The following is a 22,773-nucleotide window of genomic DNA, read 5'->3' on the forward strand; positions in this document are numbered from 1 at the left end:
TCGCGTCCCGGAATGACCAGGGGGTGGAATGGCCAGGTTTGCGAGCAGGAAGATGCGGCAGCATGCCGCCTTGTCCGAGGATTTCGAGCGCGAGCTGACGCGGGAGGTGCTGCGCACCGAGCTGTTGCGGGTGCGGACACTGATCATCACCGGTTGCGTCATGATCCTGTTCCTCACCTCGACCTTCCTGATCGACCCTGCTCTCGTGAACCGGGTCTGGCGCGGGACGGAGGGCCTCGTCCGCGAATACATCCTGTTGGGGGGCTTCATCCTCTTCGAAGCCTGGGTCCACAGCCAGATCAGGCGAAACCTCAAGCTCGATCGCGACTTGCCGGTGATCCGGCGCTATATCGGCGCCTTTATCGAAACGTCGCTGCCGACGATCATCCTGATCCTGCAGATCCGCAGCATGGGCGCTGGGCCCGCGCTTGGTTTCGTGCTGCCACTGGTCTATTTCATCTTCGTCATTCTTTCGACGCTGCGGCTCGATTTCTGGCTGTCGACCTTCACGGGATTCGTGGCTGCGGCCCAACTCCTGGCCGTCGCGCTGTATTACAATTCGGCGAGCGACGCCGGCGAGCCGCTGATCTACTTCCACGCTGTGCGCAGCACCGTCATCCTGGTCTGCGGCGTGCTCGCAGGCTCCGTCGGCGCGCAGCTCCGCCGCCAGTTTGCCGCGAGCATCGCAGCCGCCACCGCGCGCGACCGCGTGACCAATTTGTTCGGCCAGCACGTCTCGCCGCAAGTTGTGGAACGGCTGATGGCGTCGGGAACCAGCGCGGGCGGCGACGTCCGCCGCGTCGCGGTGATGTTCGTCGACTTCCGCGGCTTCACCGCCGGCGCGCAGTCGCGCACCCCGCAGGAGGTGGTTGACCGGCTCGACGGCGCCTTCGCGGTGCTGGTCGACATCCTCGACCGGGAGGGCGGCATCGTGAACAAGTTTTTGGGCGACGGCTTCCTCGCACTGTTCGGCGCGCCGCTGGAAGCCTCCGACGCCGCGCATCGTGCGGTCGCTGCAGGCCGCGAGATGCTGACCGCTATGGACCGCATCAATGCGGAGACGAACTGGCCGCTGCGGATCGGCATCGGCATTCATTTCGGCGAGGTCGTCGCCGGCAATATCGGCTCGCCCCGGCGCAAGGAGTACACGGTGATCGGCGACACCGTGAACTTCGCTTCGCGCCTGGAGGCGCTGAACAAGGAGTTCGGCTCGCAGCTGCTGATCTCTGCATCCGTGCGCGAAGCGCTGGGGAAGGACGGTGACGATGCCGTCCCGCTCGGCGAGGTCGAGGTGCGCGGCTACGAGCAGAAGGTGGCGGTGTTTCAGCTGGGGTAGGGCCTCGGCGCCACGTAAGCTTTGGCGGTATCAAGGTAGCGCTTGACTCTCATCTCATCTAGTCATCTATATGACTATATGAATTCAGCGCCGCTCGACGACCGCCTGCCACGCTATCAGCGCCTGCGCGACGATCTCGCCGCGCGGATCAACCGTAATGAGTGGCGGCCGGGCGAACCGATCCCGTCGGAAGCCGAGCTGGCTGCGCATTACGGCGTCGCCATCGGCACCGTGCGCAAGGCGATCGACCAGCTCGTCAGCGATAACGTGCTGGAGCGGCAGCAGGGCCGCGGCACCTTCGTGCGCCGCGCGCGCTTCAATTCCTCGCTGTTCCGCTTCTTTCGCTTCCAGTCCGAGAGCGGCGAGCGGCGCGTGCCGAAGAGCCGCATCATCCGGCGCAAAAGTGTGCCGGCGACATCGGCGGTCGCATCGGCGCTGCGCATCCCCGTCGGCGAGCCCGTGATCAGCCTGTCGCGCCTGCGCCTGATCGACGACGTGCCGCTGCTCGCCGAGGAGATATGGCTGCAGCAGTCGCGCTTCGCGCCGATCCTCGACATCGACACCGCCGAATTCGGCGACCTCCTGTATCCGCTCTACGAGGAGCGCTGCGGCGAGGTTGTGGTCTCGGCCGAGGAAATCCTGACCGTCGAGACCGCCAACGAGATGCAGGCGCGCTTGCTCAGGCTCGAGGCCCATGCGCCGCTGATCGTGATCGAGCGCCTCGCGCTCGACCTCGAGCGGCGACCGATCGAATGGCGAAGGTCGCGCGGACCCGCCGATCGCTTCCGCTATCACGCCGAGATCCGGTGAGAGCAGCCGCTCTCAACAACAAATCAAGCAACAAGAGTACAGGGGTAGGAAACATGTCGAATTGGTACAGCGAAAGCTCGCCGCTGGAGCGGCGCACGTTCTGGGCAAGCTTTGGCGGCTGGGCGCTGGATGCGCTCGACGTCCAGATGTTCGGCCTCGCTATCCCCGCGCTGATCGCCGCGTTCGGCATCAGCAAGGCCGATGCCGGGCTGCTCGGCTCGATCACGCTGTTCTTCGGCGCGTTCGGCGGCTGGTTCGGCGGCGCGCTCGGCGATCGTTTTGGCCGCGTCAAGGCACTCCAGATCACCGTTGCCACGTTTGCGCTCGCGACCTTCGCCTGCGCTTTCGCGATGACCTATACCCAGCTCCTGGTTCTGAAAGCGATCCAGGGCCTCGGCTTCGGCGCCGAATGGGCCTGCGGCGCGGTGCTGATGGCCGAGATCATCCGGCCCGAGCATCGCGGCAAGGCGCTCGGTTCGGTGCAGAGCGCCTGGGCCGTGGGCTGGGGTGCCGCCGTGCTGCTCTCGGCGCTGGTCTTCACCTATGCGCCGGCCGACATGGCCTGGCGGCTCTTGTTCGCGCTCGGGCTTTTGCCCGCGTTGCTCATCATCTTCATCCGCCGCGGATTGAAGGAGCCGCCGCGCGCCGTAGCTGCCGAGAAGACGCCGTTCTTCGCCACGCTCTCCGGCATCTTCCATCGCGACGTGCTGCGCTCGACCCTGATCGGCGGCCTGTTCGGCATCGGCGCCCATGGCGGCTATGCCGCGCTCACCACCTTCCTGCCGACCTATTTGCGCGAAGTGCGGCACCTGTCGGTGCTGGGCTCCAGCGGCTATCTCGCCGTCATCATCGTTGCCTTCTTCTGCGGCTGCGTGACCAGCGGCATCATCAGCGATCGCATCGGGCGCCGGGCCAACGTCGCCTTCTTCGCCACCGCCTGCATCATCACGGTTCTGATTTACATCTTCGCGCCGCTGACCAACGGCGAGATGCTGGTGCTCGGCTTTCCGCTCGGCTTCTTCTCCGCCGGCATTCCGGCCAGCATGGCGGCGCTGTTCAGCGAGCTTTATCCGGCCGGCGTGCGCGGCACCGGCGTCGGCTTCTGCTACAATTTCGGCCGCATCGTCTCCGCAGCGTTCCCGTTCCTGGTCGGCTTCCTCAGCGATCGTATCGGGCTTGGACCTGCGATCGGCATCGACGCGGCCTTCGCCTATTCGCTGGTGCTGATCGCGGTGCTGCTGCTGCCGGAGACGCGCGGCAAGGTCTTTGAACAGACCGCTGCGACGCGTGTCTGACGACGGATGGGAAAAAGCCACCATGACAATTTCCCAGCGCGGCCTTACGCGCCGCCAGTTCGGCGCGAGTCTCGCGTCGCTCGTCACAGTGGCCGCGACCACAGCCAGGAGTGAGGCGGCCTTGCCGACGATCGATACCCACGCCCATGTCTTCCACCGCGGTCTCAAGCTGGCGCCAGGCCGGCGCTATGCACCCGACTACGATGCGTCGCTGGCGCTCTATCTGGAGCGGCTCGACCGCAACGACATGACCCATGGCGTGCTGGTGCAGCCGAGCTTTCTCGGCACCGACAATTCCTATCTGGTCGAGTGCCTGAAACAGGCGAATGGCCGCCTGCGCGGCATCGCCGTGGTCGATCCCGCTGTGACCGCGGACGAGCTGCGTGCACTCGACCGCGCCGGCGTCGCCGGCATTCGCCTCAATCTCGTCGGCCAGCCCTTGCCCGATCTCGCCGCCGGCGAATGGAAGGCGCTGCTCGGGCACGTGAAAGCCATGGGGTGGCAGGTCGAGATCCAGCGCAATGCGTCTGACCTTGCGCTGCTTGCGCCGCAGCTGCTCGATCACAGCGTCACCATCGTGCTCGATCACTACACGTTGCCCGATCCGAAGCTCGGTGTCGCCGATCCCGGTTTCCAGTCGGTGCTGAAGCTGGGGGTGACGAGAAATGTCTGGGTCAAGATCTCGGCGCCGTATCGCAACGGCGCGGCCGGCGAGGATTTCGCAAAGCAGGCCTATCCGCTGCTGCGCAACGCCTACGGCCTCGATCACCTGTTGTGGGGCAGCGACTGGCCGCACACGCAGTTCGAGGCGACGCAGACTTACGCGAAGAACCGGGAATTTCTCGATGCGCTGATCGTCGACGAGAGCGAGCGCGCGCAAGTGCTCGCCTCGCCACGTCAGCTCTTTCGCTTCTAAAATCTCTTTCCGCGATTGCTCCGATTGCACTCAATTTTGGGGCATGACGAGCGATGTTTTCGACTTGTAGACTGCCGCGCGATGCGGCCGGTCGTGGCCGCGATTTGCATGGGGAAGCGAAAGATGCAGCGCCGCTACGTCACCGTCGACGTGTTCACCGACCGCGCCTTCGGCGGCAACCAGCTCGCCGTGGTGCTCGACGCCGGCGGCCTGTCGACCGCGCAGATGCAGTCGATCGCCACCGAGTTCAACTATTCCGAGACGACCTTCGTGCTGCCGCCGCGCGACAAGGCCAATGATGCCGAGGTGCGGATCTTCACGCCGGTGAGGGAGCTTCCCTTTGCGGGCCATCCCAATGTCGGCACCTCCTTCGTGCTGGCGAGCCTCGCGAACGAGCCGAAGCCGCGCCTGCTGTTCGAGGAGAAGGCGGGGCTCGTGCCCGTCGACATTCGAAGAGAGCAGGGAAGGGTGGTCAGCACCGAGCTGACCGCGCCGCAGCCGCTGTCGCGACTGGCGGAAGTTTCCGCCGCCGACGTCGCGGCCTGCATCTCCCTGACGGCCGACGATATCAGGACCGATCGCCACGCGCCGCAGGTCGTCGGCGTCGGGACGCCGTTCCTGGTGGCGGAGCTGCATTCGCGCGATGCGCTGAAGCGGGCGAGGCCCGATGCGGCCGCGTTCGGCAGGGTGCTTCCGCGCGACGGTGCCTTCTCGGTGTGGTTCTACACGCGCGAGGTGGCCGCGGCGGAGGCGCCTTGCGACATCCAGGCGAGGATGTTCATGCGCGGCGCCAGCGGCTTCGCCGAGGATCCCGCCACCGGCAGCGCGACGGTCGCGGCGGCGGCGCTGTTCGCCGATCTCGATCCTACGCGCGACGGCGAGCTGAAGCTCACGGTCGGCCAGGGTTTTGACATGGGCCGGCCGAGCATCCTTCTGACGCGTGTTCGCAAGCAGGACGGCAAGACCGTCTCCGCCCATGTCGGCGGCAGCTGCGTGCAGATGATGGAGGGGACGTTCCGGCTGGCGGGTGAGGGGTAAGCCGTCATTCCGGGGCGCGCGTAGCGCGAGCCCGGAATCCATCTCGCCACGCGTACTGCCGCCTGATGGATTCCGGGCTCGCGACTTCGTCGCGCCCCGGAATAACGAGACCTACACCTGCCGCCCCGCCAAATTCTTCACCGTCACCCCATCGCGCTCCTCGATGATCTCCGCGATCATCTGGCGGTGGCAGTGGGTGTGGTCGCGCTCGTAGCAGAGCAGGCACACCGGGCCGGCCTTCTTCACCAGCGCCGAGAGCTCGTCCATCTCTTCTTTCGCCTGCGGCGTCTTCAGGTGCTTTGAATAGATCTTCTCCAGCACGTCATATTGCCCGCTGCGGGCGGCGAGGCGGCCTTCCTTGGGCGTGCCGAGCGCGGCGAGATGGACATAGGCGATGCCGCGCTCGTCGAGTCCTGCGGACAACTGCTTCTTCGAGAAACCCGGCCGGCGCGACGACGTCACCGCGCGCACGTCGACGACCAGCTTGACGCCGGCTTCTTCCAGCTCGTCCAGCACCGCCTTGGGCGGTGTCTGCTCATAGCCGATGGTGAAGAGCTTCTTCGCCTTTGCCATGAACCATCCTCAGCTCACCCGCGCGATCAGTTCCATGGCGCCGTGCGGTGCGCGCACCTTGCCCTCATGGATGACATAGGCGAACACGTCGCGCGGCTCCTTCTTCGGCTTGGCCTTGTCAACCTTCGGCAGGTCGTCCGGTTCACCGCCCGAAGCCCAATCCTTGAAACGCTCCGCCCAGGCGTCGAGCTGCTTCGGCGGATAGCAGGTCTTGATCTCGTCATTGCCCTTCTGCAGCCGCGCATAGACGAAATCGCCGGCAACGTCGGCGATGGCGGGATATTTGCCGTGCTCGGCGAACACCACTGGCGTCTCGAATTGGCGGATCAGCGCGACGAAATCAGGCGTGCAAAAACTGTCGTGGCGGACCTCGACCACATGGCGCAGCGCGCGCCCGTCGAGCTTGCGCGGCAGCAGCTCGAGAAACGCACCGAAATCGGCGCCGTCGAACTTCTTGGTCGGCGCGAACTGCCACAGCACCGGGCCGAGATGGTCGCCGAGCTCCAGCACGCCGGAATCATAGAACCGCTTGATGGAATCGCCGGCCTCGGCCAGCACGCGGCGATTGGTGGCAAAGCGCGGTCCCTTTACCGAGAACACGAAGCCGTCGGGCACCTCGCTCGCCCATTTGCGAAAGCTCTCCGGCTTCTGCGATCCGTAATAGGTGCCGTTGATCTCGATCGAGGTCAGCTTCGAGGCCGCGTAGGACAGCTCCTTCGCCTGCGTCAGCTTCTCCGGATAGAACACGCCGCGCCAGGGCTCGAAGGTCCAGCCGCCGATGCCGATGAAGATGTTGCCGGATTTTTTGGACACGGTTTTTGCTTTGGCCACGGAAGGATCTCGCATCGACGTGGAGGGGAGGCCGGCATCCTAATCAAACCAGTTGTGATTGGCCAGTTGCCGCGTCCCGTTTAAGCTCGCGAAGATCATCTGCGCAGAAGGAGAACAAGATGCGGATGCTGATGGTGGGGGCGGCGCTCATGATGATGACAACTGCTGCCATGACGTCTGCTGTTAGGGCGGACGATGACGACGGCGAGAACGCGCAGAAGCTCGCCATGCAGGGCCGCGACGATTACTGGCATTGCCTGGCGCGCGAATATTCGCGCGACTCCAATCAGGGCCTGTCGGAGCAGGACTTCGGCCGCTCGGTCGCGGGCGCCTGTCCGTCGGAGCGGCAATATTACCGGGTGGCCTTGCTGGACTATCTCACCACGCAATATCCGAACATCGATGCGGGCGCCCATCTCGCGACCGCGAACAGGGCGGTGGAATCAGCGCAGAAGGACATCGTGACGGCCTTCGTCAAGCACAGGCCGCCGCAGAAATAGTTCGATTCACCGTCGTGGTCCTGTGGCCCTTCCGGCGCCGCGTTCATCCATGGTATCACTCGCCGCATCTGGAACAGGGATGGGCTTCCATGTCGTCTGAGTCGGTGGGTGGCATTCTGGGCGCGATCGTCGCGGCGGTCGTGCTCGCGGTCGCCGTCGTCTTCGGGCCGATCGGCCAGTACGGCAAGCCCCCCAAGCCGGCCAAGGTCGAGCCGGCCCCTGCTGCGGCGCCCGCAGCCCCCGCCGCGCCTGCGCCGCGCGGCCCGGTGATCAAGGAAGTCCCGAACTAGTCCCGGAAAGGGGCTTTTGCCCCCTTGCGAAGCGCTTTTGGCGTTCCTATCTAGGTTCTAACGGCGACGTTGAGCGAAAACTCCGGCGCTGGGACGACCTTGGAATAGCTTGGGCCTGCGCCGGATGTACGCGCGGTCCGCCGTTCCGGGGTCGTTGGCATTTTGGGGCCCCTTTTGGCCCGTTCCCCCTCAAAACCCTGGCTTGGCAGCGCAGGACGCGGCGGATATACGCTGCCGTCATGAATGAAGCGATCAGACCGGGCTCCGACCATCCGCCACAGGCTCAAGAGGGGCCGGAACTGTCGGTCATCGTCCCGACCTTCAACGAGCGCGACAATGTCACGGTGCTGTACCGGCGCCTGGAGGCGACGCTCGTCAACGTCGCCTGGGAGGTCGTGTTCGTCGACGACAACTCGCCGGACGGCACCTGGGACGTCGTGCGCGAACTGGCCCAGCGCGACAGTCGCGTGCGCTGCGTCCGCCGCATCGGCCGCCGCGGCCTGTCGGGCGCGTGCATCGAGGGCATCCTGGCCTCCAGCGCGCCCTATGTGGCCGTGATCGACGCCGACCTCCAGCACGACGAGACGCAACTGCCGAAGATGTTGTTGCTGCTCGCCAGCGACCAGGCCGAGCTCGTGGTCGGCAGCCGCTATATCGAGGGCTACAAGAGCGAAGGCTTCAACAAGCAACGCGCCGGCGCCAGCGCGCTGGCGACCGAGGTCGCCAGGAAGATGCTGCGGGTCGAGATCGCCGATCCCATGAGCGGCTTCTTCATGATCCGCCGCGACCGTTTCGAGCAGCTCGCGCCCAAGCTGTCGGTACACGGCTTCAAGATCCTGCTCGACGTTGTCGCGACCGCGCATGGCAGCCTGCGCGCCGTCGAGATTCCCTACACGTTCGGCGCCCGCCAGCACGGCGAGAGCAAGCTCGATTCCATGGTCGCGCTCGACTTCCTGGGCCTTGTGCTGGCCAAGCTGACCAACGACATCGTCTCGCTGCGCTTCATCCTGTTCGCGATGGTCGGCGGCATCGGGCTGGTGGTGCATCTCACCACGCTGTTCATTGCTCTTCAGCTGTTCAAGGCGCCGTTCGCGGAGGCGCAGGCTGCCGGCGCCATCGTCGCCATGACCAGCAATTTCATCCTCAACAACTTCCTGACCTATCGCGATCAGCGGCTGAAGGGCTTTGCGCTGCTGCGCGGCCTGATCGCCTTCTACATCGTGTGCAGCGTCGGTCTGCTCGCCAATGTCGGCGTCGCCTTCTCGGTCTACGACCAGGAGCCGATCTGGTGGCTGGCCGGCCTGGCCGGCGCGCTGATGGGCGTGGTGTGGAACTATGCGATGTCCGGACTGTTCGTCTGGCGCAAGAAATAGCTCACGATGGGCGGAGCTGACGCGCGGATCGTCCGCAACACCGCGCTGGCGATTCTCGCGCTGGTGGCCCTGCGGCTCGTCGCGGCCGCCTTCACGCCGATCACCTTCGACGAAGCCTATTACTGGATGTGGTCGAAGAACCTGGCCGGTGGTTACTACGACCACCCGCCGATGGTCGCCTACGTCATCCGCGCCGGCACCATGATCGCCGGCGACACCGAGCTCGGCGTCCGCCTAGTCTCGATCCTGCTCGCGCTGCCGATGAGCTATGCGATCTACCGCTCCGCGGCGATCCTGTTCGGCGGGGTGCGCGTCGCGGCGACCAGCGCCATCCTGCTCAATGTGACGCTGCTGGCCTCCGTCGGCACGCTGATCGTGACGCCTGATGCGCCGCTGCTGGTCGCCTCCAGCTTCGTGCTGTTCTTCCTCGCCAAGGTGCTCGAGACCGGCCGCGGCGCCTGGTGGCTTGCGGTCGGTATCGCGGTCGGCGCGGCGCTGCTGTCGAAATACACCGCGATGTTCTTTGGCGCCGCCATCCTGATCTGGCTCGCGTCCGTGCCGAAGCTCAGGCGTTGGTTTCTCTCGCCCTGGCCCTATCTCGGTGGCCTTGTTGCGCTGGCACTGTTCTCGCCTGTCATCCTCTGGAACGCCGATCATCAATGGGTCTCGTTCGCAAAGCAGCTCGGGCGAGCGAAGATTGAGGACTTCCGTCCGGTCTTCATCGCCGAGCTGGTCCCGACCCAGGTCGCGTTCGCGACCCCGCTGGTCTTCATTCTCGGCGCGATGGGCCTGCACGCGTTGACCTGGCACCGGGCCGGCGCGCTGGCTTCGCGCGTGCTGATCGAGACGATGTTCTGGACCATCGTCGCCTATTTCGTCTGGCATTCGCTGCATGCCCGCGTCGAGGCCAACTGGTTCGCGCCGGTCTATCCGCCCTTCGTGCTCGCGGCCGCGGCCGCCGCCAATCTCGTGCAGTGGAAGCCGCGCGCGCGGCGCCTGGCGGATTTCTGCCTGCGCTGGGCCGCGCCCGTGGGCATCGTGATGTTTGCAGCGCTGGTCGTGCAGGCCAACACCGGCTGGCTATCGGGCTATCGCCGCGATGCGACCGTACGCAGCGTCGGTGTCGGCTGGCGCGAGCTCGCCGCGCAAATTGAAGCCGAGCGCGCGCGCGTTGGTGCGACCTGCGTGCTTGCGCCTGATTACGGCACCACCGGCTGGCTCGCCTTCTACCTGCCGCGCGGCACCTGCGTGGTGCAGCAGAACCAGCGCATCCGCTGGGTCAACATGCCCGAGCCTGATCCCAAGCTGCTTGCCGGCAAGCTGCTCTATGTCGACGAGCTGCGTGCAGGCGGCCATCCCGCGTTCGACGAGCTCTTTGCGAAGGTGACGCAAATCGCGCAATTGCAGCGCAAGCGCGGCCCGCTCGTGGTCGAGACCTACGGCATCGATCTGCTCGAAGGCGCCAAGGGCGATGTGCTCGACCGCTCGCCGCCGCCGGAAGCGCGGTAGATCTAGGTGTCGTCCCGGCGGAGGCCGGGACCCATACCGCGTGATCTCTCGATAAACGCAGGTGCTTGTACCGCGTGAAGATCTGTTCACGACTAGTCTTCGCCAAACCGCTCCCTGTGGTTATGGGTCCCGGCCCCCGTGCGCAATTGCGCACTAGGCCGGGACGACGGCGGAGTGTTGGGCGCAGGCGGCGGCTATTCAGCCGGTAATCTCTGCTTTGGTCGCCGTCTCGCCCGGCTTGCTCTCGTCGCGCCAGAACCAGACGGCGACCGTGCCGGAGCGGCCGCGGACCTGTGTGCACAGGGGGCCTCTCAACGAGCTGTCGGGGTCGCCGAGATAGTCGGCCGCACCCAGCAGCGTATCGCTCAGCGCGAGGCACGCGCCGTTTTGGGCCGCGACCTCCATCAGCCGGTTCGCGACATTGACGGTGTCGCCGGTCGCCGTGATGTGCTGGTGGCTGCCGCCGAGGCGCGAGGCGACGATCGGGCCGCAATGGGCGCCGATCTTGAAGCCGAGCTGATCGCCGATTGCGGGCGGCAGCGAAGCGATCCAGCGATCGACGCTGCGATGCAATTCGATCGCGCATTTGAGCGCGCGCGCCGCGTCATCGGGCATCGCGCCGGGCAGGCCGAACAGGATCATGGCGCCGTCGCCGAGGAAGCCGGTGACGATGCCGCCACACGCGGTCGCCGCCGTGTCGATCCGTGCGTGAAACGCATTCAGGATATCCCGCAACGCATCGGGATCGGTCCGCTCGCTGAGCGCGGTGAAGCCCGAGAGATCGATGAAGACGACGGCCGCGTCCTGCCGGACCGGTTTCGCCAGGAAATCGGGGTCGCGCGCCAGCCACTCCTGCACCGCCGGCGCCTGGAACTGCGCCAGCGACCGGCTCTTGGCGGTGAGATATTGCGCCTTGCGGCCGCCCGCCCAGAGCTGCACGCCAGCGAAGACCGCAACCGGCGGCACTGTCGCTGCAAGCGTGGTCGCAGCGTTCAGCCAGAGGCCGTGCGTGAAGGCGAACAGGTTGAGCCCGGCCCAGGCGATCATCACGACGGCCGCCGCCATGATGCCGAGCGCGCTGCGCCGCCAGGCAAGCAGGCCGACCAGCAGCACCGGCAACAGGATCGCGGTGAGCGCGTCGGCGATATGAACCCTGTGGTCGCGCATGATGCCGTCGCCGGCGACGAGATGCGTGATCGCGGTGGAGATCACCTCGACGCCGGGCATGAGGGAATCGAACGGCGTCGGATAGAAGTCGCCGCCGCCGGCGACCGAGGCGCCGATCACCACGATCCGGTTCTCGATCGCCGCGCGGTTGAGCGTGCCGTCGAAGATGCTCTGCGCGCTGACGGTGCGGATGGTGCGGCGCGGGCCGTAATACGTGATCGGCAGCGCGAAGTCGCTGTCGGTCGGCACCGCGCGATCGCCCAGCATGAGACGGTCCGGCGCGATCGTCAGCGGCTTGTCGAGCGCGCGGGTGGCGACACGTAAGGGGAATGAGAGCTCGACCTTGTCCTGGGTCCGGAACAGCATCGGCACCGAGAGTGGCGAGCCCGATTGTCCGGTGGCGACGTTGACGACGCCGACCTCGGCGTGATCGGCAAACGCCGGCAGCGGCAGCAGGAAGCGCTCGGCTTGCGGCAGGACGGCGAGGGGGCCCTGGTTGCTTGGGGCCACGGTCTCGCTGGCGCTCGGAAAGATCGCCGCGGCGGCGAGCACCATGGGACCGGTGGCGAGCGTACTGGCCAGCGTGGCATCGCCGATCGCGGCGCTGCGGTCGACCAGCAAGAGGTCGATGGCGACGACCTTCGGCTTGAACTGCACGATGGTGTCGACGACGCGGGCGAGATCGGCGCGCGGCAGCGGATAGCTGCCGCCGCGTTTGACGACGGTGTCGTCGATCGCGACGATGGTGACGAGATCGGGCGGCGCCTGCACGCCGCGGACCTGTGTCCGCCAATCCGTCAGCGTCGCCTCGAGGCGATCGAGAAAGCGCAGATGACCGTTGGCGTGAGCCGCATAGATGCCGGCGCCCCACAGCGCGGTGAGGACGAGGGCCACCAGGATCTGAACGCGTCTAGTCATTAGGTCATGCAATCTTCTTTGTCGCCCGGGCCTTGCTGCGCGGGCGTTAATCGTATTGTCGGAGCCTTATTGGCCCAGTCTCGCCATCAGCGCATCGACGCGCGGCTGGCCCCATGTCTTGACGGTCAATGCACCGGTCGCCTCGACGTCGACGCCTTCGCCCGGTCCGAGCACAACGCCGCGTCCGCCGCTCCTGCGGGAGACGCCGACGCGGCCATCGGCAACGAAGACCGCGGTTTTTGCCTCTGCGACATCGACGGCCCATTTGGTGCCGCGCACGGCCGCAATCGCCTGCGGCGTCAGCACCCTGAAGGGATTGCCGCCGGGCTTCCTGGGCACCTCGACCAGCAGCGCCTTGCTGCTCAACTCCACGGAGTCAATATGTCCGTCGCGGTTGGCGTCCTTTAGTTCAAACCTGGCGCCATTCTCCGCAACAATCGTGATGCCGTTATCGCAGCGCCAGACTTGCGTTCCGGCTGCAGATGGCGACGGCGTGCAACCCGCATGGGCCGGCTGCGCGGCCGCGTATTCCATCAACAACAACGACCACGCCAGAGCAATGACTCCGGCGCGTGCGATCCCTTTCATGCCAGCCTCCGTTTGCGTGCTCGGCACAGTTCAAGGCGATGCTGATACGGTACCGTATCACACGCAGAGGCTGCTGAATAGTGCCGCTTCTCGCAGCTATTTTCTCGCTGCGGCATTTTCTAGCCCGGCGCGATCAACTTTCGGTCAGGGCGTAGTGTCGCCACGCGGTGTGCAGTGGCGTGTGCGCGCATTGACGTCGATCCGCCGGACGCCCGTGCGTCACGAGAGGCGATGAGACGGCCGGCGCACCAGCCTCGCGCAATCCTTCCCCGCTATCGTCCGGGTATTGAAGACCACGAAAATGACTTGGTTGGATGCGCCTAGAGAAGGCGGCCGTAAGACGTTCGCTGATCGCCCGATCCAGCCGAGAATTATGGTTAACAAACGCGACTAAGTCCGTAGTTCTTCGGGCTTTTTTCTCAGAATGAGACAGCGTTAACGAGTTGCCCCACATCTGCCCGAACTTAATCCGCATTTAACTAAAAGTCGCCTTAATGACGCTCCGACCTCCTGCGAGATGCTGTTCCCGGATCGTGACCAGCGGCGCTTCGAAGGGGGACTGAGTGACACCGTCCTGGACGCAAGGCGAATGAGTACGAGCATCGCTGCGCAGAGTAACGCGGCACGGAAGTCCAAGAAATCTTCGCGGAAATCTTCCCGGAAAATGACCACCACCAATTGGCTTGGCGCCGCGGCGATCGGCTGCGTCGTGATGGGCGCCGGCTGGACCATCTACAGCAATATCCTCGGCGCGAGCGTCTATCCCAGCGTCGGCGGCATTGGCTACGACGAGCCCGTGATCAAGCGCGCGCCCAGGGTGGCGCTGCGCGAGGCCAGCGAGGCCATCAACGAAGCTTTTGCCCTGCTGCCCGACCGGCTCCAGGTCGCTGCCCCGATCTCGCGCGAGATGTTCAACGAGCGCTTTGCCGCCGCTGCCACGCAGGGCGTGCCGTCGAATGCGGCGAGCGCCGCGCCCGCAACCCAGGTTGCTGCGGCCAAGGACGCCCCGAAGCAGGGCGTGATCGCGAAGGTCGCGGAAGCGCTGAAGCCGGCGGCCAAGAATACTGACAAGACCACCGATAAGACCAAGCGTGCGCCCGAGGGCCAGATGCAGCTGGCCTCGGCCGATCCGGCCGAGATCGTCCCGGCGCCCGAGGCGAAGCCGAAGTCTTTCGCCGACCGCGCCAAGGCCGCGGTGATGTCGATCACCGGTCCGCGCCAGTCGATGGTGGAAAAGCTCTGGGGCAAGCGTGAGCCGTCCGGCGGCTTGCTCGCCTATGCTTCGGCCGATGCCAGCGTGACCGCGGCCATCGCGCCGAAGGAGCAGAACCCGATGTTCGGCGGCGCGCCGCCCTATGAGCGCGACACCGCGGTCTACGACATCACCGCCAAGACGGTCTATCTGCCCGACGGCACCAGGCTCGAGGCGCATTCCGGCCTCGGCTCCAATCTCGACGATCCGCGCTCCCAGCGCACCCGCATGCGCGGCGTGACGCCGCCGCACATCTACACGCTGAAGCCGCGCGAAGCGCTGTTCCACGGCGTGCCGGCGCTGCGCCTGACCCCGATCGGCGGCGAGAGCGCGATCTACGGCCGCGACGGCCTGCTCGCGCACACCTTCATGCTCGGGCCGAACGGCGACTCCAACGGCTGCGTGTCGTTCAAGGACTATTACGCGTTCCTCGATGCCTACCGCAACAAGGGCATCCGCAAGCTCGCCGTGCTGGCGCGGGTGGACTGATCCGCCTCTAGGCCGCCAAGGTCTTGCGCAGCGCCATCTCGGTTGCGATCGCTTTCTTCACGGTCGGCCGCGCCTGCATGCGCTCGAGATAGGACGACAACGACGGCCACTCTCCGATGTCTACCCCCGCGGGACGGAGCAGCAGCAAGGCCCAGGCGAGATGGGCATCCGCGACGGTGAAGCTGTTGCCCACGAGGAATTCGCGGTCGGCAAGATGCGCCGACGGCACCGACAAGGTCTGCGGGATCCGTGCCCGCGGCTTGGCGAGCGAGCCGTCGTCCTTGTACCAGAAGGTCGGAAACAGGAACGCCTTGTGGATCTCGGCGCCGATGAAGCTCAGCCATTCCTGCAGGCGATAGCGATCGGGATCGCCGAAGCGCGGTGCAAGGCCGGACTCGGGCTTTGCGTCGGCGATGTATTGCAGCACCGCCGCGCATTCGGTCAGCCGCTCGCCGTTCTCGAGCACGAGGACGGGCACCGCGCCCTTCGGCGAGATACCGTGAAAGTCGCTGTCGTCGTCCACGACCTGCTTGGTCCGGAGATGCACCAGATGATAGCGCGCATCGAGGCCCGCTTCCATCAGCGCGATGCGGCTCGCAAGCGAGCAGGCCATCGGCGAGAAATAGAGTTGCAGCATCGCGTTGCTCCGTTATTTCAGCGCATCGCCGCGCGCGATGATGGCGAAGCGGTCGGATAGCTCGGCGAGTGCAACCTCGTGGATGGTGCGAGCGTCCAGCGTGCCGCCGCGGCCGTCCGGCAGGTCGCGCGTGGCGCAGGCATCGGCGTCGATCGTCGTGCGAAAGCCGAGGTCGAGCGCGGCTCGCGCCGTGGAGCTGACGCACATGTGCGTCATGAAGCCGGCCAGCACGATGTTCTTCCTGTCGGTTGCGGCAAGGCGCGCCCGCAAATCGGTGCCGGCAAACGCGTTCGGCAACTCCTTCTCGATCACCAGCTCGCCGGCAATGGGGCTGAGCTCGGCGACGATGGCGCCGCGGTCGGCGCCGCGATCGAACAGGCTGCCGGCCTTGCCGCGATGGGCGATATGGATGATCGCAGCTCCGCTCTCGCGGGCCCGTGCCAGCAGCGCAGCCGCCCGCGCGATCGCAGGTCCTGCGTCGGGCAAAGCGAGAGGACCTTCGAGATATTCGTTCTGGATATCGATCAGCACCAGCGCGGCGTCGGCAAGACGCGGCGGGTTGAGATCGGCGCCGGCGAGCTGCAGCAGGGTCTTTGCGGTCGTCATGGTCTTGGAAATCTCCGGATCAAAAAACGCTGAACAAACATAGCCCCGGGGAGGCCTGCCGATATGCAGGGATATTGCAGCGGGTGGCTGCGATATTGCAGGTCGCTCCGCGCCGGTATAACCTCGCGCCATGAACTGGGACGATCTGCGCATCATCGCTGCCGTCAGGGACGAGGGCACCTACGCGGGCGCCAGCGCGCGGCTGCGCATCGACGAGACGACGGTCGGGCGCAGGCTGTCGCGCATCGAGCGTGCGCTCGGTTTGCGTCTGTTCGAGGCCGCCGATGGCGTTCGCAGGCCGACGCGGCAATGCGAGGCGGTGCTGGCGCATGTCGAGGCGATGGCCGCGCATGCCGCCGAGATCGACCGCGTCGGTGAGAGTCTGGCTGGTCCGGTGGGGCGCCTGCGCATCGCCTCTACCAACACGGTTGCCGAGGAGGTGCTGTCGCCGCGCGCGAGCGACTTCCTGCGTGCCAATCCCGGCCTGACGCTGCAATTCCTCACCTCGAGCGAGAACGTCAAATTCTCGCGCTGGGAGGCCGATCTCGCCATCCGCCTGCGCAAACCCGACAAGGGCGACTTCGCGATCTCAAAGCTCGGCGATATCCGGATCTATTATTTCGAGCCGGTTGCGACCGAGGGCGAGCCGATGCTGTGCGCCTACCCGGATGAGCTCGGGACCATTCCCGAGATGCAATTCCTGCGCACGAAGAAAGCCCGCGCGCGCTGCGTCACCGACAATGTTCGCGTCATCCGCAACCTGATCCGCGCGCATCAGGCCGCGGGCGTGTTGCCGGAATATGTCTGTGCGGACTTGCTCGGCGATCGCCGCCTGCGCGCCACGCTGCTGCCGAAGCGGCGCGACGTCTGGCTGCTCGTGCAAAACCATCTCAAGCGCGACGCCGCAGCGCGCGTCACGATCGACTGGGTGAGGGCGTGTTTCCAGGAGATGTCGCGCAGTTGAGGCGATGTCTCGGTGTGACGATCGCGTCACAGCGCGCACGCTGCGACGAAAAATCTTGAACGCCTCCCGAAGGCATCGGTTCGATTCCGATCTCTTGCCCCACGGAGGATAGCTCAGTTTGGTAGAACAGATGATTGTCACTCATCCCGTCGCGCACCGAGACGATGGCTACGAACCGCCACGGAACCGGCCTGAAGCCGTCCCTCCGCAGCCGCTCCTGCACACCAACATAGCGCGCCTTGGCGGCCGGAGCGATTAGCCGCTGTGCCACGACGTCGAACGCCGGAACCCGTTTCGGGCCGACATGCATCACCTTTCAGCGTGCTTCGTTCCGAGTCTTGAGGTCCGTGAGATTGACAGCCATGGCGGGCTCCGTTTCCGGGGCAGACATCGCCTCATATGTGGCCGCCGAGCAACGCACCCTCAACTGGCGGTGGGCATGCCCTTGACCAGCACTCCCGGTCGCTTTAGCAGTGTTCATCGACCTGCGCGGGAGATGCTACGTGAATGCAGATGCGGTTTTCGGCTCGCTATTCGGGCTGAGCGATTTCGAGCCACCTCGCCGATCGCACAAGAAAGCTATCCAAATCCACGCATCAATTTGGCGTTGCCTGAAATGAAATCTCTGCACTGGTTTATCAAGAAGTCATTCTCTGTGCTTGGATTCAGCATCAGGCGAAAGGTCCCGGCACTAGCCGGACTAAAACTCCTGCCGAAGGTGGAGACTATCATCGACGTTGGCGTCGCATACGGTACGCCAGATCTCTATGCCTATTTCCCCGATGCGGAACTGATTCTGGTGGAAGGGAACGCAGAATTTCATTCTTATCTTGAAAGCCAAGTCTTGGGACGCAGGAAGGGGCGGCTCGTGAAATTTGCTGTCGGCTCCTCAAGCGGCAGCGGCTATCTCCAACTCAACGGTCCTGGATCTAGTCTTTTGACCGCATCCAAGATGACAGGCCTTTACAACAAAAAGCTTGAGACGGTAGAGGTCCAAATCCGCAGGCTGGACCAGCTTGTGAGTGCCGATGAGCTGAAACATCCGACGCTCCTAAAAATCGACACGGAAGGCTTCGAGCTGGAAGTTCTGAAAGGAAGCGAGGCGCTTCTGTCAAAAATAGACTTTATCGTCGCCGAAGTATCTTTGATCAAGAGATTCCAAAAGTCTTATCAGCCCAGCGAGATTATCAACTGGCTGCAAGAGAGAGGATTTGAGATATTCCAAATTATTGATTGCTTCCCCGACAGTAAGGGCATCTTCCGATATGCGGATTTCGTTTTTGCCCGCAGGGAGTTTATAGATAGCTTCAATGCGACCGTTTAGAACCGCTTGCGCTGATGCCGGGTGGCTCCGCGTGACCGCGCGACACACCTCGCGCGATCGCGCGCGTGCGCCCGTCGTCACGCAAGCTTAAGCCTCGGCCCGCTGATCTCCCAGGAAGCGTCGTCCGCGTCCTCACGTCCTTTGCAAATGAAACCTGTCGTCCGGCATCCGGCCGGGCCGAAGGGCCGCCCGCGGGCGGCCCTTCACATCCGCGTCGCCCCGCGGTGAACGCGATCCACGCGACGCGCGACCAATTCGCAGGTTCGCTGGGGATTGCACGCGCGCGCAGGTTGCGTAATCTCGCCACGACTACGATCTTGATCAGGCAGGCCAATGACCACTCTTGAGCAAACGATCCGCCCCGCGGAGCGATCCAGCGAATGGAAGGCGATCGTCGTCCTGATCCTGCTGATCCCGGTGCTGTGGTCGCCGCCGTTCGTGGTTCGCTTCTTCCTGTACCAGCCGTTCAACATCCCCTCCGGCTCGATGACGCCGACGCTGGTGGTCGGTGACTACGTCTTCGCCGCCAAATACGCCTATGGCTACGGCCGCTATTCCTTCCCCTTCGCGCCGTCCTGGATCTCGGGCCGCATCCTCGCCGCCGATCCCGAATACGGCGACATCGTCGTCTTTCGCACGCCGAAGGACACTTCGGTCGACTACGTCAAGCGCGTGGTCGGTCTGCCCGGCGACCGCGTTCAGATGCGGGGAGGGCAGCTCTTCCTCAACGACAAGCCGGTGACGCGCGTGGCGCTGAAGGAGGTGTTCGCCGGTGCGGCCTGCGGAGGCGACGACGAGGCGAAGGCCAAGCGCTGGCGCGAGACGCTGCCGAGCGGCGCGAGCTATGTGACCTACGACTGCGTCGACAATGGTTTCCTCGACAACACTAGCGTCTACACGGTGCCGCCAGGACATTTCTTCGTGCTCGGCGACAACCGCGACAACTCCACCGACAGCCGCATGATGTCGGCGTTCGGCTTCGTGCCGATGGACAACCTGGTCGGCAAGGTGACGCGGATCTTCTGGTCGCTCGACGAAAACGGCGATCCGCACATGGAGCGGCTGGGCAAGGTGGGGTGAGGGGGGGCGTCATTCCGGGGCGGCGCGGAGCGCCGAGCCCGGAATCCATAACCACAGGCGGATGGAATGGCCTACTATGTTTACATCCTCGCGAGTAAGAAACACGGTACGCTCTACATCGGCGTAACCAACGACCTCGTGCGCCGTGTGTACGAGCACAAGACAAGAGCCGTTCCCGGCTTCACGACGAAGTATGGAGTCGACAAGCTCGTCTCGAGATCTACGACGATCCTGCAACCGCCATCGCACGTGAGAAAGAGCTCAAGAAGTGGCGTCGCGACTGGAAGACGCGCCTGATCGACGAGCAGAACCCGAATTGGAATGATCTTTATTCCGGGATAACCAACTGAGATTCGTGGTTATGGATTCCGGGCTCGCGCCCAAGAGGGCGCGCCCCGGAATGACGAAGCGAGAGAGTGTGTGCCCCCCAAACAAAAACCCCGGCATCGCTGCCGGGGTTTCGCATTTCGTATCGTGCCTGAGTGGCCAGACCTTAGAAGTCCATGCCGCCCATGCCGCCGCCGGGGGGCATCGCGGGACCTGCGCCGCCCTTCTTGGGCAGCTCGGCGACCATGGCTTCCGTGGTGATCAGGAGCGCGGCAACCGAGGCTGCGTTCTGGATCGCGGTGCGGACCACCTTGGTCGGGTCGATGATGCCCTTCTTGACGAGGTCGGCATATTCGCCGGTCTGGGAGTCGAAGCCGTAATTGTAGGCCTTGTTCTCCAGGATCTTGCCGACGATCACCGAGCCGTCTTCACCGGCATTGATCGCGATCTGGCGAGCGGGAGCCGACAGCGCCTTGCGCACGATCTCGACGCCGGTCTTCTGGTCGTCGTTCTTGGTGCGCAGGCCCTTGAGCTGCTCGGAGGCACGGAGCAGGGCGACGCCGCCGCCCGGGACGATGCCTTCCTCGACAGCCGCGCGGGTCGCATGCATCGCGTCATCAACGCGATCCTTGCGCTCCTTCACCTCGACCTCGGTCGCGCCGCCGACGCGGATCACCGCGACGCCGCCTGCGAGCTTGGCCAGACGCTCCTGGAGCTTCTCACGGTCGTAGTCCGAGGTGGTCTCCTCGATCTGCGCCTTGATCTGGGCCACGCGCGCCTCGATGTCGGCCTTCTTGCCGGCGCCGTTGACGATCGTGGTGTTCTCCTTGTCGATCATCACCTTCTTGGCACGACCGAGCATGTTGAGCGTGACGTTCTCGAGCTTGATGCCGAGGTCTTCCGAGATCGCCTGGCCGCCGGTCAGGATCGCGATGTCCTGCAGCATGGCCTTGCGGCGATCGCCGAAGCCCGGAGCCTTGACGGCCGCGACCTTCAGGCCGCCGCGGAGGCGGTTCACGACCAGGGTCGCGAGCGCTTCACCCTCGACGTCCTCGGCGACGATGACCAGCGGCTTGCCGGTCTGCACCACGGCCTCGAGCAGCGGCAGCAGCTCGTTCAGCGAGGAGAGCTTCTTCTCGTTGATGAGGATGTAGGCGTCGTCCATCTCAACGCGCATCTTGTCGGCGTTGGTGACGAAGTAGGGCGAGATGTAGCCGCGGTCGAACTGCATGCCCTCGACGACGTCGAGCTCGGTCTCGAGCGACTTGGCTTCCTCGACGGTGATGACACCCTCGTTGCCGACCTTCTTCATGGCGTCGGAGAGGAACTTGCCGATCTCGGAGTCGCCGTTGGCCGAGATGGTGCCGACCTGGGCGATCTCCTCGTTCGAGGTGACCTTCTTGGAGTTCTTCTGCAGATCCGCCACGACGGCTTCGACCGCGAGGTCGATACCGCGCTTGAGGTCCATCGGGTTCATGCCGGCGGCGACCGACTTGGCGCCTTCCTTCACGATCGCGGCCGCGAGCACGGTCGCGGTGGTGGTGCCGTCGCCGGCCGCGTCAGCGGACTTGGAGGCGACTTCGCGCACCATCTGGGCGCCCATGTTCTCGAACTTGTCCTCGAGCTCGATCTCCTTGGCGACGGTGACGCCGTCCTTGGTGATGCGGGGAGCGCCGAACGACTTGTCGAGCACGACGTTGCGGCCCTTCGGACCGAGCGTGACCTTCACCGCATTGGCGAGGATGTCGACGCCGCGCAGCATCTTGTCGCGCGCTTCAACCGAGAATTTGACTTCTTTGGCTGCCATCTGGATCTTTCCTTGGAATGTTTGACTGGATGGAGAGAGGGGCTCTTAGGCCGCCTTCTTCTTGGAAGCGGGGACGTCGAGGACGCCCATGATGTCGCTTTCCTTCATGATCAGGAGATCGACGCCGTCGATCTTGACCTCAGTGCCGGACCACTTGCCGAACAGCACGCGGTCGCCGACCTTCAGGTCGATCGGGATCAGCTTGCCGGCTTCGTCGCGGCCACCGGGGCCAACGGCGACGACTTCACCCTGGGAGGGCTTTTCCTTGGCAGTGTCGGGAATGATGATGCCGCCAGCGGTCTTCTCTTCTGCGTCGATGCGCTTGACCACGACGCGGTCGTGAAGCGGACGGAATTTCATGCAGTCCTCCTAAGTAGTTGCACGATATGGGAATTTTTGGGCGTTAGCAGTCTGTGCCCGCGAGTGCTAGCACAGGCGAGGCTGAAATAGGACAGGAATTTTGCGGGGGCAAGGGCTTCTAGCAGAAAAATCAGCACCCGGAAGCGTGGACTGCTGGAATCTCTTTCCCATCGTTAACCAGCCTTGGAGGCCTCTTCGAGGCCCCCGCGGGGACCGTATTAGCACGGAGTCATGTCTGCTGCTAACGCATTGAATTTCAACAGCTTGTTAAACTTTTGGGCTTGAGATGGGTTGTCAGTTTGCGTCACATTTCTCTCATGTGAGCGCATCGTTTCCGGGTGGCTCGTAAGCAGCGTACCGGCAAAGCCGCCCCCTGAATGCGCTCCTGCAAAGGAGGTTGGCATGGGACTGCGGGTTGGGGGCGTTTCCGAGGACTTCCGGAAACAGATGCTGGGCTACGGTCTGACGACGGCGCAAATTCTCTACCGGATGCCGGATCATCCCTCGCTGCTCCAGACCTATGTCTGGCAGAACTACGACATGTTTCCGAAATTCCCGGCGCTGACCGACTTCCTGGCCTTCTGGCAGGAAAAGCTCGATGGCCCCCTGTTCTCGGTGACGGTCGCGCATTCCAAGCTGATCAAGCCCGCCGAGCTGCGCGCCGTGGACGGCGTGTTCCGGCTGCATTGATTTAAGGCGCGGTCTTGTAGATTCCATGGGGCGGTGAGCGTGGCCTTTCCGATAGGTTTGGGTTTCCACACTCGAACCCACGGAGAGCCAGAT

Annotated in this window: 22 protein-coding genes and 1 pseudogene; 15 read left to right on the forward strand and 8 right to left on the reverse strand. The window is 64.6% G+C overall.

All coding sequences use genetic code 11. From position 1 onward, the window contains the following. Positions 1–28: 28 nt before the first annotated feature. The 5 genes from JQ635_RS05945 to JQ635_RS05965 all read left to right on the forward strand — a co-directional run bounded on the left by JQ635_RS05945 (position 29) and on the right by JQ635_RS05965 (position 5,395). On the forward strand, positions 29–1,336 hold the full coding sequence (locus tag JQ635_RS05945) for an adenylate/guanylate cyclase domain-containing protein (protein WP_211408928.1): 1,308 nt from the start codon (positions 29–31) through the stop codon (positions 1,334–1,336). Between the two features lie 78 nt (positions 1,337–1,414). Continuing rightward, a complete protein-coding gene (locus tag JQ635_RS05950; RefSeq protein WP_211408929.1) occupies positions 1,415–2,146 on the forward strand; it encodes a GntR family transcriptional regulator in 732 nt (243 codons plus the stop codon). Positions 2,147–2,199: 53 nt separating this feature from the next. Further along, the gene (locus tag JQ635_RS05955) at positions 2,200–3,441 is read left to right on the forward strand and encodes an MFS transporter (protein WP_211408930.1); all 1,242 of its coding nucleotides are present in this window, start codon (positions 2,200–2,202) and stop codon (positions 3,439–3,441) included. Positions 3,442–3,463: 22 nt separating this feature from the next. Further along, the gene (locus tag JQ635_RS05960; protein ID WP_211408931.1) at positions 3,464–4,357 is read left to right on the forward strand and encodes an amidohydrolase family protein; all 894 of its coding nucleotides are present in this window, start codon (positions 3,464–3,466) and stop codon (positions 4,355–4,357) included. Between the two features lie 123 nt (positions 4,358–4,480). Next, on the forward strand, positions 4,481–5,395 hold the full coding sequence (locus JQ635_RS05965) for a PhzF family phenazine biosynthesis protein (RefSeq protein WP_211408932.1): 915 nt from the start codon (positions 4,481–4,483) through the stop codon (positions 5,393–5,395). 111 nt (positions 5,396–5,506) lie between these two features. Here JQ635_RS05965 and JQ635_RS05970 read toward each other — a convergent pair whose 3' ends face one another. Then, positions 5,507–5,968, reverse strand: a complete 462-nt coding sequence (locus JQ635_RS05970; RefSeq protein ID WP_211408933.1) for a DUF488 domain-containing protein — start codon at positions 5,966–5,968, stop codon at positions 5,507–5,509. Positions 5,969–5,977: 9 nt separating this feature from the next. Next, entirely contained in the window at positions 5,978–6,814 is an 837-nt protein-coding gene (locus JQ635_RS05975) for a DUF72 domain-containing protein (RefSeq protein WP_211408934.1), read from the reverse strand. A gap of 104 nt (positions 6,815–6,918) precedes the next feature. Here JQ635_RS05975 and JQ635_RS05980 point away from each other — a divergent pair, with 104 nt between their 5' ends. The 4 genes from JQ635_RS05980 (at position 6,919) to JQ635_RS05995 (ending at position 10,471) form a co-directional block, all read left to right on the forward strand. Beyond that, a complete protein-coding gene (locus tag JQ635_RS05980) occupies positions 6,919–7,299 on the forward strand; it encodes a hypothetical protein (RefSeq protein WP_211408935.1) in 381 nt (126 codons plus the stop codon). An 89-nt stretch (positions 7,300–7,388) separates the two neighbouring features. Further along, the gene (locus JQ635_RS05985; RefSeq protein WP_211408936.1) at positions 7,389–7,589 is read left to right on the forward strand and encodes a hypothetical protein; all 201 of its coding nucleotides are present in this window, start codon (positions 7,389–7,391) and stop codon (positions 7,587–7,589) included. A 239-nt stretch (positions 7,590–7,828) separates the two neighbouring features. After that, positions 7,829–8,962, forward strand: a complete 1,134-nt coding sequence (locus JQ635_RS05990; protein ID WP_211408937.1) for a glycosyltransferase family 2 protein — start codon at positions 7,829–7,831, stop codon at positions 8,960–8,962. A gap of 6 nt (positions 8,963–8,968) precedes the next feature. Continuing rightward, positions 8,969–10,471 (forward strand): glycosyltransferase family 39 protein, encoded by a 1,503-nt coding sequence (locus tag JQ635_RS05995; RefSeq protein ID WP_211408938.1) that lies wholly within the window; start codon positions 8,969–8,971, stop codon positions 10,469–10,471. Positions 10,472–10,669: 198 nt separating this feature from the next. On the opposite strand, the gene JQ635_RS06000 is transcribed toward JQ635_RS05995, so the two are convergent. Further along, on the reverse strand, positions 10,670–12,556 hold the full coding sequence (locus JQ635_RS06000) for a CHASE2 domain-containing protein (RefSeq protein WP_211408939.1): 1,887 nt from the start codon (positions 12,554–12,556) through the stop codon (positions 10,670–10,672). A gap of 66 nt (positions 12,557–12,622) precedes the next feature. Continuing rightward, complete coding sequence (locus tag JQ635_RS06005) at positions 12,623–13,144, reverse strand: FecR domain-containing protein (RefSeq protein WP_211408940.1); 522 nt, start codon at positions 13,142–13,144, stop codon at positions 12,623–12,625. A 664-nt stretch (positions 13,145–13,808) separates the two neighbouring features. On the opposite strand from JQ635_RS06005, the gene JQ635_RS06010 reads away from it, so the two are divergent. After that, entirely contained in the window at positions 13,809–14,885 is a 1,077-nt protein-coding gene (locus JQ635_RS06010; RefSeq protein ID WP_211408941.1) for a DUF2778 domain-containing protein, read from the forward strand. A 7-nt stretch (positions 14,886–14,892) separates the two neighbouring features. On the opposite strand, the gene JQ635_RS06015 is transcribed toward JQ635_RS06010, so the two are convergent. Together JQ635_RS06015 and JQ635_RS06020 are read right to left on the reverse strand one after the other, a co-directional pair. Further along, positions 14,893–15,522 carry a glutathione binding-like protein gene (locus JQ635_RS06015; protein WP_211408942.1) on the reverse strand — a complete coding sequence of 210 codons (630 nt, stop codon included), beginning with the start codon at positions 15,520–15,522 and terminating at the stop codon, positions 14,893–14,895. Between the two features lie 12 nt (positions 15,523–15,534). Beyond that, the gene (locus JQ635_RS06020) at positions 15,535–16,128 is read right to left on the reverse strand and encodes a cysteine hydrolase family protein (RefSeq protein ID WP_211408943.1); all 594 of its coding nucleotides are present in this window, start codon (positions 16,126–16,128) and stop codon (positions 15,535–15,537) included. A gap of 130 nt (positions 16,129–16,258) precedes the next feature. Between JQ635_RS06020 and JQ635_RS06025 the strand changes: the two genes are divergently transcribed. From JQ635_RS06025 to JQ635_RS06040, 4 genes and pseudogenes are all read left to right on the forward strand, one after another. Continuing rightward, positions 16,259–17,092 (forward strand): LysR family transcriptional regulator, encoded by an 834-nt coding sequence (locus JQ635_RS06025; RefSeq protein ID WP_211408944.1) that lies wholly within the window; start codon positions 16,259–16,261, stop codon positions 17,090–17,092. A 439-nt stretch (positions 17,093–17,531) separates the two neighbouring features. After that, complete coding sequence (locus JQ635_RS06030) at positions 17,532–18,416, forward strand: FkbM family methyltransferase (RefSeq protein ID WP_211408945.1); 885 nt, start codon at positions 17,532–17,534, stop codon at positions 18,414–18,416. A gap of 333 nt (positions 18,417–18,749) precedes the next feature. After that, positions 18,750–19,496, forward strand: coding sequence for a signal peptidase I (gene lepB / locus JQ635_RS06035; protein WP_211408946.1), 747 nt, complete (start codon positions 18,750–18,752; stop codon positions 19,494–19,496). 66 nt (positions 19,497–19,562) lie between these two features. Next, positions 19,563–19,846, forward strand: a pseudogene (locus JQ635_RS06040) (GIY-YIG nuclease family protein). Positions 19,847–19,989: 143 nt separating this feature from the next. Here the strand turns inward: JQ635_RS06040 and groL are convergent. Continuing rightward, entirely contained in the window at positions 19,990–21,630 is a 1,641-nt protein-coding gene (gene groL, locus JQ635_RS06045) for a chaperonin GroEL (protein ID WP_211408947.1), read from the reverse strand. A 45-nt stretch (positions 21,631–21,675) separates the two neighbouring features. Then, positions 21,676–21,990 (reverse strand): co-chaperone GroES, encoded by a 315-nt coding sequence (locus JQ635_RS06050; RefSeq protein ID WP_014494241.1) that lies wholly within the window; start codon positions 21,988–21,990, stop codon positions 21,676–21,678. Positions 21,991–22,392: 402 nt separating this feature from the next. Here JQ635_RS06050 and JQ635_RS06055 point away from each other — a divergent pair, with 402 nt between their 5' ends. Next, positions 22,393–22,680 carry an usg protein gene (locus JQ635_RS06055; protein WP_018648592.1) on the forward strand — a complete coding sequence of 96 codons (288 nt, stop codon included), beginning with the start codon at positions 22,393–22,395 and terminating at the stop codon, positions 22,678–22,680. The last annotated feature ends 93 nt before the right edge of the window (positions 22,681–22,773 follow it).

Origin of the sequence: Bradyrhizobium iriomotense, assembly GCF_018130765.1 — a bacterium.
In the GTDB taxonomy this organism is placed as follows: domain Bacteria; phylum Pseudomonadota; class Alphaproteobacteria; order Rhizobiales; family Xanthobacteraceae; genus Bradyrhizobium; species Bradyrhizobium iriomotense_A.